Below are 16690 nucleotides of genomic sequence, written 5' to 3'. Positions count from 1 at the left end.
GATCAGACGTGGGCGTGTTCGTGCGCCTCGTGGACCAGATCCTGGTCACGCATCAGGTCGAGGAACCCGGTGACCACCTCGGGGTCGAACTGGGTTCCGGCACCACCGGAGATCTCCTCGAGTGCCCGCTCGATCGCGAGCGCACCCCGATAGGGGCGATCGCTCGTCATCGCGTCGAACGAATCGGCGACGGAGAATATCCGAGCGGCGATCGGGATCTGTTCGCCCTTGAGCCCCTCCGGATACCCGCGTCCGTCGAACCGCTCGTGGTGGTGGCGGATCACCTCGACCGCTCCATCGAGGAACCGGATCGGCGCCACGATCTGCGCTCCGATCATCGGGTGGGAACGCATCACGCCCCACTCCTCGTCATCGAGTGGACCGGCCTTGCAGAGGATGTTCTCGGGGATCCCGACCTTCCCGATGTCGTGGAGGAAGAAGGCGTGGGCGAGCTCGGGCCGCCGAGCCAGTTCGGGATCGATCCGCTCGGCGAGCGCCATCCCGTACTTCGTCGTCCGGTCGAGATGACCGCGCGTCGCGGCGTCCTTCGCCTCGACCACCTGCGCGAGGGAGGTCATCGTCGCGAGGTAGGTCTCCTCCAGGCTCCCGAGCGCGTGCTCGAGATCGCGGCTGCGTTGGCGCTCGAGCGCGTAGAGCTCGCCCAGCTCGCGCGCGAAGACGACGAGCTGCGCGTGGAGCGCAGGGCTCTCGGGATCGACCGCCGTGGCGGCAGTGCCCGTGGCAGGAGGGAAGTCGGTCATGTCGGGGCCGATGAATCTACACCGCCCTTACGGGGCGACGATGGAAGTCTCGTGGAAACTTGAGCAGGCGGCCATACGCCGCTCGATGCATTTCCGTCTCGCCCGGTGACGGGTCCCGCGACCGATGGTCCCCATAGGCGCATCCCCCGGTCGGGTGATGGCGCGGGGAGTACGGCGCGGTGGCTAGGAGAGCACCAATGACGGATCGTCCCGGTACCGGCGCTTCAGCTCCTCCTGGAGCCGGTCGAGCACCGCGATCACGTCGGTTCGATCGGCCGAGACGTCCTTCTCCGCTGCGACGAGCACGTCGATCGCCTTCTCGAGCTCGTCTCGGTCCTGGTCGGTCGGGTCGGAGACCCCGGCGTCGGCCCACAGGCGTTCGATCCGGCGTCGCGCGAGCGCGAGCTCCTCGTCCGGCACACCCACCTGGACGGCCGCGCCCCGGGAACTGACGGGGTGTTCGTCGCCGGACAGGACGTCCGAGAGACGTTCGACGAGCGAGGCTCCGCCGGTGTCGTCGTCGCGGCGCTCGATCTCCGCTTTCAGGATCTCGGCGCGGCCCTGGAGCAGGCGGCGCAACAGCGAGACGTACTCGAGCTCGAGCCGGCAGTCGTCACGTCGCTCACGGAGCTCCTCGAGCGGGAGGTCGTCGAGCGACTGCGCGAACGACGGCTCCCGGATCCGGTCGATCCGTCGCTTGCCGGGCTCGTCGGTCACAGGGACTCCGTTCCTGGGTGTGTCGGCATCCGGCCGGTGGTTCCGCCGGCGAGGATCGTCTCGCCCACGACGCGCATCCTAGCGCGTCGTCGCGGCGCGGCGACGCGTTCGCGGGGACCTCAGCAGACGGCGGTCAGCATCGAGTACGGGTTGACCGGGGCGGCGCCGGCCCCGCCGGGGTGGTACTCGAAGTGGAGGTGGTTGATGCTGCCGGCGTTGCCGGTGCTTCCGACGTAGCCGATCACGGTTCCCGCGGAGACGTGCCCCCCGGCCGCGTAGCGCGACAGGTGGGCGTAGTAGGTCCAGCCGCCCCCGTCGTGGTTCAGGCCGACCGTCAGACCTCCGAGCGAGTTGGTGCTCTGCGAGGCACTCCCGCTGTGGACCGCGACGACCGGGGTCCCGGCCGGCGCGAGGAGGTCCTGGCCCGCGTGAGTGCGTCCGCCCGAGCGGGGGTCGCCGAACGTGTCGGTGAACGAGGCGCCGCCCTGGACGGGGCAGACCTGGATCGCACCCGAGCCGACCGGCCCACCACCACCGCCACCGCCACCGCTGGTATCGGTAGAGGCAGCCTCGGCCGCGGCTGCTTCCGCGGCGGCCTCGCGCGCCGCCTCGCGTTCTGCGGCGAGCTTGTCCTCGAGCTGCTGCTTCAGCGCCTCGAGCCGGTCGACCTCCGAAGCGAGGGAGTCGCGCTGGCGCGCGAGCTCGGCCTGCTCGTCTGAGAGCTGTTCCTCGAGCGACTGGAGCTCGGCCTCTGCCCGCTCGAGCTCGACGCGCTGCACCTCGGCGGCCGTCGCGAGATCGAGGTCCTTGTCCACGACGCTGCCGACGAACTCGAGCCGGTCGGAGAAGTCACCGAAGTCGTCGGACGCGAGGAGCACGCCGAGGTCCGCGGCCGAGCCGCCGGTCATGAACGCCTCGATCGCTCGGCCCTCGAGCCGCACCTGGATCGCGAGGAGCTGCGCGCGTGTGTCATCCACGCGCTCCCGGGTGAGATCGATCTGGTCCTGGGTCTCCGCGAGGTCGGACTGCGCCTGACTCCATGCCGCGGCGACGCGCTGCAGGTCTGCCTCGGCGGCGTTCAGCTGCGTCTCGGCAGCGCCGAGCTCACCCTCGGTGTCGGCCGACGCGGGCAACGCGGCGGCGAGGCCGATGATGAACAAGAGTGCGAGCGAAGCTCGGGTGAAGGCCCGCTTCACGGTCGTCGTTGCCTCCTGGTCGAGGATGCGGCCGGTGTTGCTCGTGCGGCCGGTGCTGGGCTCGTAGCCGAGGCTACCAGTGGCCTTCCGGGAAAGGCAAACCCCTGTTGAGCTGGGCAGATACGTTCCCGGCGCACGATGGCGAGGGGGTCAACTCTCGGCAGGAGGTTCCTTCGACTCGAGCTGGTCTCGGAGCGCAGCCAGCTGCTCCAGATGGATCAGATCCTTCGGCCGGGCCGCGGCCCGCTTCATCCGCATGAGATCGTCGATCGAGGCGACCCGCACGCGGACCCCATCGCCGAGATCCATGTCCAGCGCTGCGGCCTCGAGATCGTGGAACCCGTTGGTTCCCGACGGCGTCCCGATGATGTCGATCGGACCCGCCGTCGTCTGGAACGTGAAGGAGTCGCCGTTGCGAAGCGTGGCGGCGTCCAGGACGAACGGCACATCCTCCTCGACGCCTCGGAGTCGAGCATCGAGCTCCTCGAGCGCCGCCACGAGTCGTTCGAGGTTCTCGTCGTCGCGCCGATAGCAGAGGTCCAGATCCTGCGTGAGAACGCCGCTGCCGAGGATCGCTCCCGCGAACCCGCCGATCATGACGAAGCGGACCTCATGGCGTTGAAGGGTCGCGAGCGCCAGGTAGGGATCGAATGGCATCAGCGATCACCCCGCCTCGCGATCGACGGGGCGTGCCGCTCCCAGGCGCTCGAGGACTTCGGCTCCGCGCGCTGCGTCACGCCCTCGCTGAGAGGGAGAACCGCGCAGCTGCTCCAGGATCAGGGTGCGGTCGACGCCCCGCCCGGCGCGCTCGATCACGGCGAGCTCCATCCCGCAGGCGTCGACGAGCCGCGCGAGCAGATCGGCACTCGGGGATTCCAGCTCACGCTCGATCCTGGAGATCGTGGGCTGGGGGACCCCCGACCGACGCGAGAGGGCCCGTTGGGAGAGACCGGCCCGTCGACGGGCCGTCCACAACAGCCGTGCACCAGGCCTCATGGGATTGATGATAGCATATCCGTATCTCGATACGGATATGTATCGCCAGCCAACCTAGCTCTTCATCGCTGCGATCAGGATGTCGGCGACCTCGGAGCGGGAGAACTCCTCGGGCGGGCGCTGCCCGGCGCGAAGCATCTCGCGCACCTTCGTCCCCGAGAGGGAGACCCGGTCCTCCTCGCCGTGGGGACAGGTCTTGGGCGACGCCATGCCTTCGCACCGATTGCACCAGAAGGAATGCTCGAACTTGAGCGTCGTGATGCCGAGCTCGCCGGGCTCGAACCGTTCGAAGATCTTCTGCGCGTCGTAGGTGCCGTAGTAGCTCCCGACGCCGGCGTGATCGCGACCCACGATGAAGTGCGTGCAGCCGTAGTTCTTGCGGCAGATCGCGTGCCAGACTGCCTCCCTCGGGCCCGCGTAGCGCATCGCGGCCGGGAACACCGACACCATCGCGCGATCCTTGGGGTAGTAGCCGTCGAACAGCGCCTCGTAGCAACGCATCCGAACGTCCGGGGGAACGTCGTCGGCCTTCGTGGCGCCGACGAGCGGGTGCACGAGCAGTCCGTCGACGATCTCGAGCGCGCACTTCTGGATGTACTCGTGCGCACGGTGGATCGGGTTGCGGGTCTGGAACCCCACGACCGTCTTCCATCCACGCTCGTTGAACGCGGCTCGCGTCTGCGCGGGCGTCAACCGGTACTGCTGGAAGTCGTCATGGGGGGGCAGAGCGATCACGTCGAGGTCGCCGGCGAGGCAATGATCGCCGGCCTCGTGGACCGCCTTCACGCCGGGATGCTCGAGCTCGGTCGTGCCGTACACGCTCCGAGACTCGTTCTCGCGATCGCGCGTGAAGGTGCCCTCGACCCGGAGAACGGCCAACGGGTCGCCACCGTCGCTCGCGGTGAGCGCCACCGCGCCGGCGCCGCCGACCCTCTTCAGCTCGTCGTCCGACAGCGACAGGGTCACCGGGATCGCCCAGGGGAGCCCGTTGGACAGGTGCATCGACTCCAGCACCGAACGGTAGTCCGCCTCGCCCTGGAACCCGGTGAGCGGCGAGAGCGCGCCCACGGCGATCATCTCGAGGTCGGCCAGCTCGCGAGCGTTCACCGTGACCTTCGGCAGGTTCGCGGCCTCGGCGCGGAGCCCGTCGGCCTCGGCGCCCTCCTTCAAGCGGTTCACCAGGGTACCGCCGTGGGGGGCGATCGGGTCGTTCTCGGTCATCAGGGGGCCTCGCCTTCCTTCTCGGAGCGGCCGGGCTCGCAGCACGGCTCGGGTGTCATCTGTGTCTTTCCTCGGAGGCCGGACGCCGAGCGGACCGGTCGTCGCGGCGGCCCACAGCATAGTGCGACCAGGGGGCCGTCGGCGGGGTCCGAGCGCGGGGGCTATACTCCGGACCCCCGCCGCTCCGGAGACCAGCCGGAGCCGGCTCCCATCCGGAGGCGCGCATGCAGAGCGATCTCTCCTCAGGCCTCTCCGAAAGCCTCTCGCCGACAACGGTCGGCGAGCTCAACCAGCGGTTCGAGAGTGCCCATCCGAGCGAGATCCTTCGCTGGGCCCTCGAGGATTCGGGCCTGGAGCCGATCGCGATCGCGTCGGCGTTCCAGGCCGACGGAACCGTCGCGATGCATCTGGCCACCTCGATCCGCCCCGACGTTCCGATCCTGTTCCTCGAGACGGGCTTCCAGTTCGCGGAGACGCTCGCGTTCAAGGAGCAACTCGTCGCGCGGCTCGATCTCAACGTCGTCGATCTCGTCGGCGAGCACACGGTCGAGGAGCAGGAGCGCGCACACGGTGCCCGGCTGTACGAACGCAACCCCGAACGCTGCTGCGAGATGAACAAGGTCCGTCCGATGTTCGAAGCCCTCCGGGGTCTGGCCGCGTGGGTGACCGCGTACCGGCGGGATTCGTCCCCCACGCGCGCGGACGCACCGATCCTGGATCTGTACGACCTCGAGCCCGGTCGGCCGATCCTGAAGATCAACCCGATGGCCGCGTGGACCCGTCGCGACGTGTGGGACTACCTGAAGGAATACGATCTGCCGCACAACCCGCTCTACGACCTCGGCTACGCGTCGATCGGCTGCGCCCCGTGCACCCGGATGCGCCTCCCCGGCGAGCCCGAACGCGCGGGACGCTGGGCCGGCAAGTCGAAGTGGGAATGCGGGATCCAGCTCACCCCCGGAACCGAGATTGGCTCGGCTCCCACCGCCTGAACCGGGTTCGCGCTACGCGACGACCCATAACGCGTCACGCGCCAAGGAGATGTCGAGCCGGCGCCGGTCCTCCATGAGGTCGCCGTCGACCTGAACCGGGAACGGCTCCTCCGCGACGATCTGGACGCTCGATGCGTCGTGGACGTACTCGATGTCCTTGCCCTGGACGTGGCGCGCGGAGCCAAGGATCTGCCACCCGACCGCGGCGATACGCCGCAGCGGAAGGCGACGGATCGCCAGGACGTCGAGACCGGTCTCGAGCGACGCGTCGGGTGTCACGTGCAGGCCGCGCCCCTTGTAGTAGGTGTACGGATCCGTGCGACCGACCATCACCGAGAGCGACTCGACCGGTTCCCCGTCGTCGATCCGTACCGTCAGGTCGGCGGCGCGTCCGGCGTAGCCGAGCATAAGCTCTCCCGCCACCGCGCGGAACGCGGCACGCTCGAACCGTGAACGGGTCTTCGGGAACTTCGTGTCCAGCCGCTTCATCGCCGCGGCATCGACGCCGGCCCCGCAGTTGACCGCGAAGTACCGGCCGTCCGCGCGACCCAGATGCAGCTTTCGGACCTCGCCGCCGAACGCCTTGCCGATCAGCACGCCCGTCGCCTCGACCGGATCCGTCGGCAGCTGCAGCGCGCGGACGAAGATGTTCGTCGCGCCTCCGGGAAGCGCCCCGAGCGCGACCTCGCTGCCGGCGAGCCCGTTGACCACCTCGTTGATCGTTCCGTCGCCGGAGAACACGATCAGTAACTCGATCCCGTCTTCGACCGCGCGCCGCGCGATCTCGGTCGCATGTCCGCGTTCGACGGTTTCGATCACGTCGAGCTTGAAGTCGGCCGACAGCGCCTTCTCGATCACCGCGAGCGTCGGTTTCGAGACCGTTCGGGCGACGGGATTCACGAGCAACAGGACACGGTTGATGCGCTGCATAGGGGCTGGCTCGAGTATGGCAGGGCGCTCGGGCATCCGTTCCGGGGGCGGCTCAGCCGCCCGAGACCGGCGGCAGCACCGCGATCTCCTCGTTCCCGCTGAGTGAGCGATCCCGGTCGACGCGTTCGCCGTCGATAACCACTGATCCCGCGGACGCGATCGTGGCGAACCGCGGCCCGAAGCGTCCGGCCAGCTCCTCGAGCACCTCCGCCACCGTCCCGGCGTCGTCCACCTCCACCACCGACGCCCCGGCGAGCTCGCGGAGCGCGGCGAACAGTCGAACGCGCATCAGGCCCCGCTCCCCGACCGGGCGACCGGGGTCGGCCTGCCCCATCCGATCGAGAGCTCCTTGGCGATGCGCCGGGCGACCGCGGGCGTCAGACCGTCCTCCGCGTGCCCGAAACGGTCGGCCAGGAGCAGCTTCTTGGGCTCTCCCGCCGCCTCGAACAACCGGATCGCCTCCTCCTCGCCGAACAGGTGGTCGTCCCTGCCGTGCACGATCAACACGGGGGTCGGGGCGATCTTGCCGACAACCTCCTCGGGAGACTCGGCGGAGCTCCAGGTCGACGGCAACCGCGCCCCGTACCGCGCGAGCCACGTCCGGCCTCGATCGGTGTCGGTGACCCGGCGCATGCGGCGCCACGCCTCCGCGCGGCGGGGATCGGCGTCATGCGGCCCCCACCGGGCGAGCGAGGAGATCGACACGACCGCGTCGACCCCGCCGAGCAGACCGGCGTGACGCAGGACCGCGATCGCCCCCATCGACGTCCCGACCGTCGCTACCCGAACATGGCCCTCGTCCCGCGCGAGTCCGACGACCACGTCGACGTCCTCGATCTCCTCGACGCCGTAGCTGGACGTCCCTCCGCTCGCCCCGTGTCCGCGCAGGTCGGGCAGGTACACCGTGCACCAGCGCGACAGCTCCTCGGCGAACCGCGCGATCCGTGGCTTGCGGTGCCATCCCATCAGCCCGTGACAGAGCACGAGCGCCGAGCGTTCCCGGCTGGGGTCACCGATCCGCGTACCGGCGATCTTCGTGCCGTCGGCCGCGAGCACGGTGAACGGACGAGCGGGCACGTTCCAACGGTGCGACAAGAGCGCCTGGAGCGTGACCATGCGCCCAGCGTAGCGCCCGCTGCTAGGCTCGGATGCGGGAGGCTCCATGGCTATCTACGTGCTCCTGTCCGATCGAACACCCGACGAGGCCTTACCTGCGCTCGCCGCGCCCGTGGCCGACCCCAAGCACGAGGAACTGAGCGCCGCGGGGCTCGAGCACGCGTTGGCCCTCGGGCCGGACGCCCTGTTCATCGACGCCGCGGAGAACCCCGGCCAGGGCCATCACCTGCTGCGGATGCTCCGAGATCGCGACGCACGCGTCCCCGCGATCGCGATCGTCGAGCGGGCCGACCTCGAACGCTTCTCCTGGGACGAGGTCGCCGAGGAGCTGCTGTTCCCGGGTGCACCCGCGGCCGAGATCCGCCTGCGCCTGACGATGCTCCGACGGCGCCACGGCGCGGCCGGGGGGAGCGTGCTCCACCTCGGGCCGCTCGCCCTCGACCTGGACTCATACCGCGTGACCCTCGCCACCCGGCCGTTGGACCTCACCTACAAGGAGTTCGAGCTCCTTCGGTTCCTGGCCGAACGGCCGGGTCGCGTGTTCACCCGGCCGGCGCTGCTCCGAGAGGTGTGGGGCTACGACTTCTACGGAGGGACCCGCACCGTCGACGTGCACGTCCGGCGTCTGCGCAGCAAGTTGGGCCCCGAACACGAGCAGCTGATCGGAACGGTCCGCGGCGTGGGCTACCGGGCGGTCGTGCCCGAGGAGAGCTGACGAGGGCAGCCACCTGGTCGGATCGTGCCGCGGTCCTCCGGGGAACCCGTCGAGCGGCCCCACCCGCCGGGGCCGGGCCCCGGCCCCCCGTCCGAGGCCGGGCGCGCCCGGCGGCCTCCCCCACTCGGGTGCTCCTAGTCATTCGGTGTCATCGCAAGATGGCCGATAGGTGCTCTGCGCGCGGAGCGGCCCGAATCCCGATACAGACCGTGCGGAGGATCCACGGACCGACCGGAGGAGGAGACGACATGGCAGGAGCGAACGCGGTGCTCAGCTCTGCAGCCTTCGTGCTGACGGCCATCGCCCTCCTCCGGATCGGCCACGCCTTGATGCACCCGATCCTGCATCTGTTCCCCTCGCCGTCCGGTACCTCCCCCCAGTCGTCCGGACGGCGACGCCGGCGCTGATCCAGCTCCCCCCGTGATGACTTAGAACGCGGAGGAAACCTCAGCGCCGGCACGACCGCCCCGGGAGGCCTCCACCCTCCCGGGGCGGCCCTTCCCCCGAGCGTTACGAGCTGTTAACAGCCCGGAAACACCCCGGGACTGCGGCGCGACTAGGCTCGGACCGTTCGGTCGACACGAAGGGGGAAGACGGGCATGGCCACGCCGAAAGACGTCCTGTCCATGGCGAAGGACGCCGGAGCCGAGATCGTCGATCTGCGGTTCTGCGACCTGCCGGGACTGATGCAGCACTTCTCGATCCCCGCGAAAGAGCTCCGCGAGGATCTGTTCGAGGACGGGATCGGGTTCGACGGCTCATCGATCCGCGGATTCCAGGAGATCCAGGAATCCGACATGCTCCTGGTGGCCGACCCCGACTCCGCCTGGCTCGATCCGTTCACCCAGCACACGACCCTGAACATCAACTGCTTCGTGAAAGACCCGGTCACCGGCGAGATGTACTCGCGCGACCCGCGCGGCATCGCGAAGAAGGCGGAGCTGTACCTGCAACAGACCGGCATCGCCGACATCTCGTACTGGGGACCCGAAGCCGAGTTCTACATCTTCGACTCGATCCGGTTCGACCAGAACCAGCACGAGGGCTACTACCACATCGATGCGCTCGAAGGCGTCTGGAACTCCGGCGCCGACGAGGGCGGACGCAACCTCGGCTACAAGGTGCGCTCCAAGGAAGGCTACTTCCCCCTGCCTCCCATGGATCACTACCAGGACCTGCGGTCGGAGATGGTGATCAACCTCGAGAAGACGGGGATCGACATCGAGGTCCACCACCACGAGGTCGGTACCGCCGGTCAGGCCGAGATCGACATGCGCTACGGACCGTTGCTCGCCACGGCCGACAACGTGATGAAGTACAAGTACGTCGTCAAGAACACGGCTCGCCAGGCCGGCAAGACCGTCACGTTCATGCCCAAGCCACTCTTCCAGGACAACGGTTCGGGGATGCACACCCACCAGAGCCTGTGGAAGGACGACGAGAACCTGTTCTGGGACGAGGTCGGCTATGCGGGGATCAGCGACACCGCGCGCTGGTACATCGGGGGGCTCCTGCAGCACGCACCGTCGCTGCTGGCGTTCACGAACCCGACGACGAACAGCTATCGCCGGCTGGTGCCCGGGTACGAGGCACCGATCAACCTCGTGTACAGCCAGCGGAACCGGAGCGCGTGCATCCGGATCCCCGTGTTCTCCAAGACGCCGGCGCAGAAACGGCTGGAGTTCCGCACGCCCGACCCGACCTGCAACCCCTACCTGGCATTCCCGGCGATGTTGATGGCGGGGCTGGACGGCATCAAGAACAAGATCGAACCGCCCGAGCCGATGGACAAGGATCTGTACGACCTGCCGCCGGAGGAGAAGGCGGGCGTCAAGCAGGTCCCCGGGTCCCTGGAGGAAGTGCTCGACGCGCTCGAGGCCGACCACTCGTTCCTCCTCGAGGGAGGAGTCTTCACCCAGGACGTGATCGACACATGGATCGAGTACAAGCGCGAGCACGAGCTCGACCCGGTGCGGTTGCGACCCCACCCCTGGGAGTTCTTCCTGTACTACGACCTCTGAGCCGCTCCGCGTTCTCTCCCCGAAGAGCCGGTCCGCTGCGGCCGGCTCTTCGCGTTGCGGTCGCGGTACGCGCGCGCCTTCATGCGGCTGCCGCACACCGCCATCGTGCACCAGTGGCCACCGCGGTTGCGTGACGAGTCGTAGAACGCCCACTGACACTCGTCGGAGCGGCACGCCTTGAACCGCGACCAGGTGCCGTCGCGCATCGCGTCGTGCACGATCGCCAGCAAGGATCCGATCGCTGCGTCCACGCCCGCACGTTCGGGCTCGACGACCGACCCCCCGTCGCGGAACCGGATCGTGAGACCCGCGCGGTGGGCCGCCTCGTCCATCGTCGCCTCTGCCTCGGGATCGCGGCCACCCTCGTTGTTGGCGAGCGCGACGGCGCGGAGCGCCTCGCGGACCGCTCGGACGCGGTTCAGGTCAGCACGGGAGAGGTGATCGGACCGAGGGAACCCCTCCTCCCCGAGCCAGGCGATCAGCCCGGGAACGTCGTCGAGACGATCGGTGGCCTCCTCGACGTTGCGCGTGTTCACGAAGCGCCGCAACAGTTCGAGACGCGGCGGCGCGGGAGGGCGTCGCTCCGGAGAGCTGGTCGGGTCGGTCGTTCCCGTGCTCATGACGTCACCAGTATACGGGTTGACAGGTGACTCGTCACCGGTGTAACTTGAACACCGGTGAGGTCGTGGATACGCCGCACGGGCGTGTCGCGGGAGGTGGCCAAGCTGATGCCGAGGCGATGGATCCAACAGCTCGGATCGGAAGGAGAGGTCGGCGATGTGGCCGAACGCGAACCCAGAGATGGCACGGACCAAGGACGACGAGCTCCATCACGCGGCCGAGGCACGCCGCCTCGCCGAGCAGGTTCATCGCGGCCGGCGGCGAACGGTGGTCGTGTCGAAGCGGCTCGCGGGGGCGCTGGTCGCGTTGCGGATCGCGGACCCGGCCTCGAAGGGGCGGTGAGAGAGCGTGATCGCACGCATGTGGTTCGGACGGACGGGCGCCCTCGACGCCGAGGCCTACGCGGACTACCTCGACCGGTCGGGAGTCGCAGAGCTCTCATCGACGCCCGGCAACCGAGGCGTCTTCGTGCTCCGGCGCGTCGATCGCGGGGTCGCACATTTCGGCGTGCTCTCGCTCTGGGATTCGATGGAGGCCGTCAAAGCCTTCGCGGGACAGCGCCCGGAGATCGCGCGCTATTTCCCCCAGGACGACGAGTTCCTGCTGGAGAAGACCCCCACGCTCGAGCACTGGGAGATCGTCACGACGCCGGCGCTCGCACCGACGGGCTAGCGCCGCTTCAGCTCGTCGCGGATCTCGCGCAGCACCAGGACCTCCTCGGGCGTCACCCCAGGCGTTTCCTTGCGGAACCGGTTGTAGGCCTTGACGACGAGGAACAGCACGAACGCGATCAACACGAACTGAACGAGGGCCGTGATGAAGAGCCCGTAGAAGATCACCGGCTGACCGTCCCGATGCACGGCGAGCTGCTCGAACGAGACGTCACCGCCGAGGACGTACGCGATCGAATCGAGGACGACCCCCGTGAACGCGGTCACGACGGCGGCGAACGCCAGGCCGAGGATGAACGCCGTGGCCAGCTCGATCAGGTTGCCCTTCATGATGAACTCGCGGAATTCCTTCAGCACGGCTCTCCCCCTCGCTCGATGCCGCCTGCTCGGACCGCTCCAGCGTGACGGCCCTCTCTCGAGGGCGCAACCCCACGCGGGCGACCGGCCTTCGTTCCCGGACAGGGCAGCGGGAGTAGCCTCACGGGACCGATGGGTCGCCGCTTCCCCGCCCTGGCTCTCTCACTGCTGCTGGCCGCAGGCGCGGCCTCGGCGTGCTCACCGACGTCGGACCCACGACCGCCCGCGGCCGCCGACCCCACGGTCTCGGACCCCGCCGCGCCGAGCGATCCGCCGCCGCGCACGCCGACACGGCCAGGCCACCCACGCGCCGTTGCCGACCCCGCCGCGAGCGGTGAACCCGCGAAGAACATCATCCTGATCCTCACCGACGACCAGCGCTGGGATTCGCTCTGGGCGATGGCGGCGGTGCAGCAGCGCCTGGGTGCCCCGGGCGTCACGTTCTCGAACGCGTACGTCGTCAATCCGCTGTGCTGTCCGAGCCGGGCGAGCATCCTCACGGGGCTGTATTCCCACCACACGAACGTGTGGCGGAACACGCCGCCGCACGGCGGGTATCCGTCGTTCGATCCGCGCTCGACGGTCGCGACCTGGCTGCAGGACGCGGGGTACCGGACCGCTCTGGTCGGCAAGTACCTGAACGGCTACGAGGACCCGAGCGTCGTTCCGCCCGGGTGGGACGAATGGTTCGCGTTCCTGACGGGATCGAGCGAGGGCTTCGGCGGTTCGTACCGCGGTTTCGACGTCTCGAACAACGGACACGAACAGCGATTCGGCGGCGACGAACCCTCGTACTCGCTCGACGTCCTCGAACGGCGCTCGCTCGAGTTGATCCGAACGACCCGTGAGCGGCCGCTCTTCCTCTACCTTGCCGTCCCGACGCCGCACTCGCCGACGATCCCCGCGCCCGAGCATGCGAAGGACTTCCTCTCGGGACTGCAGCCGCATCGCCCGCCCAACTTCAACGAGGAGGACGTCTCGGACAAGCCGCGGTGGGTGCAGCGCCAGCGCCCGCTGAACGAGCAAGGCATCGCCGAACACGTCGACGGTCGCCAACGCAAGAACATGCAGACACTGCTGTCGGTCGACGAGATGGTCGGAAGGATCGTCGCCGCGATCGATCGCCAAGGTGAGCTCGAGGAGAGCCTGATCGTGTTCGCCTCCGACAACGGGCTGTTCTGGGGCGAGCACCGGCTCCGCACGAAGCTCGCCCCCTACGAGGAGGCGATCCGGATCCCGCTCGTGGTCCGCTACGACGCTGCCGTCGCCGACCCGGCGAGCCGGGAGGACCGCCTCGCGCTCAACATCGACTTCGCCGCGACGTTCGCCGAGGCGGCGGGGTTGCGACTTGAGGGCGACGACGGTGCGAGCCTGCTGCCCCTGCTGCGCGGAGAGGCGCCGGCCTGGCGCGAGCGCTTCGTGGTCGAGCACCTCGGCCCCGAGATCGGACTCAGGCCCCGCGTGCCGACCTACTGCGGCGTCCACGGTGAGCGCTGGGTCTACGTCCGCTACGTCACCGGCGAGGAGGAGCTCTACGACCTCCAGCTCGATCCGTTCCAGCTCGAGAACCTTGCCGACGATCCCGCCTACGTCGAGCAGCTGCGGACCGAGCGCGCGGCGATGGTGCGAGGCTGCCGCCCCCCGCCGCCGGGCATGCGGATCGGGCGCTAAGCCTCTTCGTAGAAGACGCGTTCCATCGCGCGCCGGGCGCGCCGGGTGATCCGCAGGTAGTCGTCGAGCATCGACTGGCGCGGGTACTCCTCGTAGCCGAGGCGCCGGGCGAGCGCGGTCTGCTCCTCGGGCGAGGCCGGGAGCGCTTCCGCGTGCAGGCGCCGATCGATCTCGAGAGCGTTCTTCACGTCCGACAGGAACACGAACGCCTCACCGAGAGCCAGCGCGACGCTGTCCTCGATCAACCGTGAGGAGGCGAGCGCCTCGATCGCCTCGAGCGTTCCGGTCGTCCGGACCTGCGGGCGCTCGGCGCCGAAGCGCAGCAGCGAGAGCTCGACCGCGAACTGCACGTCGGCGAGCGATCCGATCCCGAGCTTGAAATGGAACTTCGCGGCCTCGGGGGGCTTCACCCGCTCGCGTTCGATCCGTTCCCGCATGCGCCGCATGTCTGCGACGCGATCGATCGTCAGACGCTCGGGGTAGGCCACGTCGGTGGCCAGAGACAGGAACCGGCGGCCGAGCTCCGCGTCGCCCGCGACGACCCGAGCGCGCAGCAGCGACTGGAACTCCCAGGGCTCGGCCCACCGCTCCCAGTACTCCAGGAACGCGGTCAGCGATCGCGCGAGCGGCCCGCTGCGACCCTCCGGCCGAAGGTCGGCATCCGGCTCCCAGCCGGCCTCGCGGATGCTGCGGAGCACGCCCTCGGCGGTCTCGACCGCGCGCGCGAACGGCGCGGCTCCCTCCCCGTCGTAGACGAACAGCACGTCCAGGTCCGACGCGAAGTTCAACTCGCGCGCCCCCAGCTTGCCGAGACCGATCACCGCGAGGGCCGGCTCCCCCCCGGCGCGGGAGCGCCGGCTCTCGAGCGCTCCCGCGACCACCCGGTCGGCCACGTCGGCCAGGCGAGCGCCCACCTGCCTCGGGGTGAGCTCGCGGCCCGCCGCTCTCGCGACTACGCCCACGAGCGCGGCGTCCGCGTCGAGCTCGGCGGGGGTGGCCGCATCCGTCAGCGCGTCGAGCCGATCCGGGGTGGCGGCGAGCAGATCGGTCGCGAACGAGCTCGCCGCCACGAGCGCCGCCAACCGGCGCGCCGCCACGGGGTCGGTCGCCAGCCGGTCGGCCAGCTCGCCCGAGTCACCGATCGCCTGCGCCACCCGCTCGAGACGAACCAGCGCCGCGTCGGGTGCCGCGGCGAGCGCGAGCGGCGGCGCCATCACCGGGAACACGTGCGTGAGCACCTTCCCCAGTCGCGTCGAGGGGTCGACGAGCCGGTCGAGCACCTCGTAGGAGCCCGCGGGCTGCGCGAACCCGAGCCCGGCGAGCAGCTCCTCGGTGGCCGCGCGGTCGGTCCCCGGACGTGGCAGCTCGGGGCCGGTGAACGCCTCGAGCAGCGGGCGATAGAAGAGCCGTTCGTGCAGGCCCCGCACGAGCTGGGTCTGCCGCTCGTAGGTCTCGCGGAGCTCCGCCGCGTCCCGATAGCCGAGCGATCGCGCGAGGGTCGTCTGCGACGCGAGGTCCTGCGGGAGATCGTGGGTCTGCAGATCCCGGACGATCTGCAGCCGGTGCTCGAGCCGCCGGAGGAACGCGTACGCGCCGGCGAGCGCGTGCGCATCGGTCTCGGCGACGTAGCCCTCCGCGGCGAGGACCGCGAGGGCACCGAGCGTGCTCGGGTCGCGCAGCCGCTCGTCGCGCCGCCCGTGCACGATCTGCAGCAACTGCACCGCGAACTCGATGTCGCGGATCCCCCCACGACCGCGCTTGACCTCGATCGCCTCCTTGCCGCGCGCGCGGACGTACTCCTCCAGACGGACCTTCACCTGACGGACCTCGTCGATCGCCCCGGGCGCCAGCTCCTCCGGGTACACGAACGGCGCGACACCCTCCACGAACGCCGCCCCGAGCAGGGGATCGCCCGCCACCGGACGGGCCTTGATCAGCGCTTGGCGCTCCCAGGTGGCGGACTGCCGGTCGTAGTACTCCAACGTTGCCTCGAGCGAACGCGACAGCGCGCCGGCGCGCCCGCCCGGACGCAGGGCCGGGTCGACGCGCAACGCGATGCCGTCCGCCGTGATCTCCGACAGCAGGCGGATCAGCCGGCCCGCGGCGCGCTCGGCCGCGTCCTGCCGACCGGCTCCGGTGCCGTCGTGAACGAAGATCAGGTCGACGTCCGACGCGTAGTTCAGCTCGCGACCACCGAGCTTGCCGAGCGCGAGCACCGCCCGTCCGCCGTCGCCGGCTCGAGCGGATGCCTCGACGAGGCACGCCTCGGCGATGTCGGAGATCTCCGCCACGACGTCCGGCACGTCGGCGCCCGCCAGGTCGCGCGCGGCGACGCGTAGCATCGCGCGGCGACGGAACCGGCGCAGCCCCGGTCCAGGTCCGAGCCCGTCGAGGTCGCCGGTGAGCTCGGCGTCGAGCGAGCCGCGGTCGCGACGCGAGACGTCGAGCAGGGCCGCCGTCTCGGAAGGGTGGGCGACGAGGAAGTCCGCGGCGGCCGTCGAGAACCCGAGGACGCGGATCGCCGTCTCCAGCAAGCCGGGCGCATCGAGCAGCTCGCGCGCGCCCGGGTCCTCACCCACGCGCGAGATCGCGACCCGGGCCAGTTCCGGATCGGGTGCGGCAGCGAGCGCGTGGGTCGACGGGGTCACCACGCGCGGATCATCCCCCCGGCGGGACCGATCGTCACGCAGCCGGGAGTTAACCGG

Annotated in this window: 19 protein-coding genes; 7 read left to right on the top strand and 12 right to left on the bottom strand. The window is 69.8% G+C overall.

Going from position 1 to position 16690, the window contains the following annotated elements:
- Window positions 1-2 precede the first annotated feature (2 nt).
- The 6 genes from WEF05_04930 to sat all read right to left on the bottom strand — a co-directional run bounded on the left by WEF05_04930 (window position 3) and on the right by sat (window position 4891).
- Window positions 3-761, bottom strand: a complete 759-nt coding sequence (locus tag WEF05_04930; protein ID MEX1101237.1) for an HD domain-containing phosphohydrolase — start codon at window positions 759-761, stop codon at window positions 3-5.
- Between the two features lie 183 nt (window positions 762-944).
- Window positions 945-1478, bottom strand: coding sequence for a hypothetical protein (locus WEF05_04925; GenBank protein MEX1101236.1), 534 nt, complete (start codon window positions 1476-1478; stop codon window positions 945-947).
- Window positions 1479-1597: 119 nt separating this feature from the next.
- On the bottom strand, window positions 1598-2674 hold the full coding sequence (locus tag WEF05_04920; protein ID MEX1101235.1) for a peptidoglycan DD-metalloendopeptidase family protein: 1077 nt from the start codon (window positions 2672-2674) through the stop codon (window positions 1598-1600).
- 150 nt (window positions 2675-2824) lie between these two features.
- A complete protein-coding gene (locus WEF05_04915; protein ID MEX1101234.1) occupies window positions 2825-3331 on the bottom strand; it encodes a hypothetical protein in 507 nt (168 codons plus the stop codon).
- Window positions 3332-3337: 6 nt separating this feature from the next.
- Window positions 3338-3670, bottom strand: a complete 333-nt coding sequence (locus tag WEF05_04910) for a helix-turn-helix transcriptional regulator (protein ID MEX1101233.1) — start codon at window positions 3668-3670, stop codon at window positions 3338-3340.
- A 54-nt stretch (window positions 3671-3724) separates the two neighbouring features.
- Entirely contained in the window at window positions 3725-4891 is a 1167-nt protein-coding gene (gene sat, locus WEF05_04905) for a sulfate adenylyltransferase (protein ID MEX1101232.1), read from the bottom strand.
- 224 nt (window positions 4892-5115) lie between these two features.
- On the opposite strand from sat, the gene WEF05_04900 reads away from it, so the two are divergent.
- Window positions 5116-5883 carry a phosphoadenylyl-sulfate reductase gene (locus WEF05_04900; GenBank protein ID MEX1101231.1) on the top strand — a complete coding sequence of 256 codons (768 nt, stop codon included), beginning with the start codon at window positions 5116-5118 and terminating at the stop codon, window positions 5881-5883.
- Window positions 5884-5895: 12 nt separating this feature from the next.
- Here WEF05_04900 and WEF05_04895 read toward each other — a convergent pair whose 3' ends face one another.
- The 3 genes from WEF05_04895 to WEF05_04885 are packed head-to-tail and all read right to left on the bottom strand — an operon-like array spanning window position 5896 to window position 7929.
- Window positions 5896-6813: a diacylglycerol kinase family protein gene (locus WEF05_04895; GenBank protein ID MEX1101230.1), complete on the bottom strand. Its 918-nt coding sequence runs from the start codon at window positions 6811-6813 to the stop codon at window positions 5896-5898.
- Window positions 6814-6865: 52 nt separating this feature from the next.
- Entirely contained in the window at window positions 6866-7102 is a 237-nt protein-coding gene (locus tag WEF05_04890) for a MoaD/ThiS family protein (GenBank protein ID MEX1101229.1), read from the bottom strand.
- On the bottom strand, window positions 7102-7929 hold the full coding sequence (locus tag WEF05_04885) for an alpha/beta fold hydrolase (protein ID MEX1101228.1): 828 nt from the start codon (window positions 7927-7929) through the stop codon (window positions 7102-7104). Before WEF05_04885 ends, WEF05_04890 begins: the two co-directional genes overlap by 1 nt.
- A gap of 46 nt (window positions 7930-7975) precedes the next feature.
- Here WEF05_04885 and WEF05_04880 point away from each other — a divergent pair, with 46 nt between their 5' ends.
- The 3 genes from WEF05_04880 to glnA all read left to right on the top strand — a co-directional run bounded on the left by WEF05_04880 (window position 7976) and on the right by glnA (window position 10665).
- Complete coding sequence (locus WEF05_04880) at window positions 7976-8644, top strand: winged-helix domain-containing protein (GenBank protein MEX1101227.1); 669 nt, start codon at window positions 7976-7978, stop codon at window positions 8642-8644.
- A 248-nt stretch (window positions 8645-8892) separates the two neighbouring features.
- Window positions 8893-9051, top strand: a complete 159-nt coding sequence (locus WEF05_04875) for a hypothetical protein (protein ID MEX1101226.1) — start codon at window positions 8893-8895, stop codon at window positions 9049-9051.
- 192 nt (window positions 9052-9243) lie between these two features.
- A complete protein-coding gene (glnA, locus tag WEF05_04870; protein ID MEX1101225.1) occupies window positions 9244-10665 on the top strand; it encodes a type I glutamate--ammonia ligase in 1422 nt (473 codons plus the stop codon).
- On the opposite strand, the gene WEF05_04865 is transcribed toward glnA, so the two are convergent.
- On the bottom strand, window positions 10653-11285 hold the full coding sequence (locus tag WEF05_04865) for a CGNR zinc finger domain-containing protein (protein MEX1101224.1): 633 nt from the start codon (window positions 11283-11285) through the stop codon (window positions 10653-10655). The genes glnA and WEF05_04865 overlap by 13 nt on opposite strands.
- A 181-nt stretch (window positions 11286-11466) precedes the next feature.
- Here WEF05_04865 and WEF05_04860 point away from each other — a divergent pair, with 181 nt between their 5' ends.
- Together WEF05_04860 and WEF05_04855 are read left to right on the top strand one after the other, a co-directional pair.
- Entirely contained in the window at window positions 11467-11628 is a 162-nt protein-coding gene (locus WEF05_04860) for a hypothetical protein (GenBank protein ID MEX1101223.1), read from the top strand.
- A gap of 18 nt (window positions 11629-11646) precedes the next feature.
- Complete coding sequence (locus WEF05_04855; GenBank protein MEX1101222.1) at window positions 11647-11958, top strand: antibiotic biosynthesis monooxygenase; 312 nt, start codon at window positions 11647-11649, stop codon at window positions 11956-11958.
- On the opposite strand, the gene mscL is transcribed toward WEF05_04855, so the two are convergent.
- The gene (mscL, locus tag WEF05_04850; GenBank protein ID MEX1101221.1) at window positions 11955-12314 is read right to left on the bottom strand and encodes a large conductance mechanosensitive channel protein MscL; all 360 of its coding nucleotides are present in this window, start codon (window positions 12312-12314) and stop codon (window positions 11955-11957) included. The genes WEF05_04855 and mscL overlap by 4 nt on opposite strands.
- 132 nt (window positions 12315-12446) lie before the next feature.
- Between mscL and WEF05_04845 the strand changes: the two genes are divergently transcribed.
- Window positions 12447-13985, top strand: coding sequence for a sulfatase (locus tag WEF05_04845; protein ID MEX1101220.1), 1539 nt, complete (start codon window positions 12447-12449; stop codon window positions 13983-13985).
- On the opposite strand, the gene WEF05_04840 is transcribed toward WEF05_04845, so the two are convergent.
- The gene (locus tag WEF05_04840; GenBank protein MEX1101219.1) at window positions 13982-16636 is read right to left on the bottom strand and encodes a hypothetical protein; all 2655 of its coding nucleotides are present in this window, start codon (window positions 16634-16636) and stop codon (window positions 13982-13984) included. The genes WEF05_04845 and WEF05_04840 overlap by 4 nt on opposite strands.
- Window positions 16637-16690 lie beyond the last annotated feature (54 nt).

Source organism: Actinomycetota bacterium (genome assembly GCA_040881665.1).
GTDB lineage: Bacteria > Actinomycetota > UBA4738 > UBA4738 > HRBIN12 > JBBDWR01.
The sequence above is the reverse complement of the archived record's forward strand: the minus strand, read 5'-3'. Positions and strand labels throughout refer to the sequence as shown.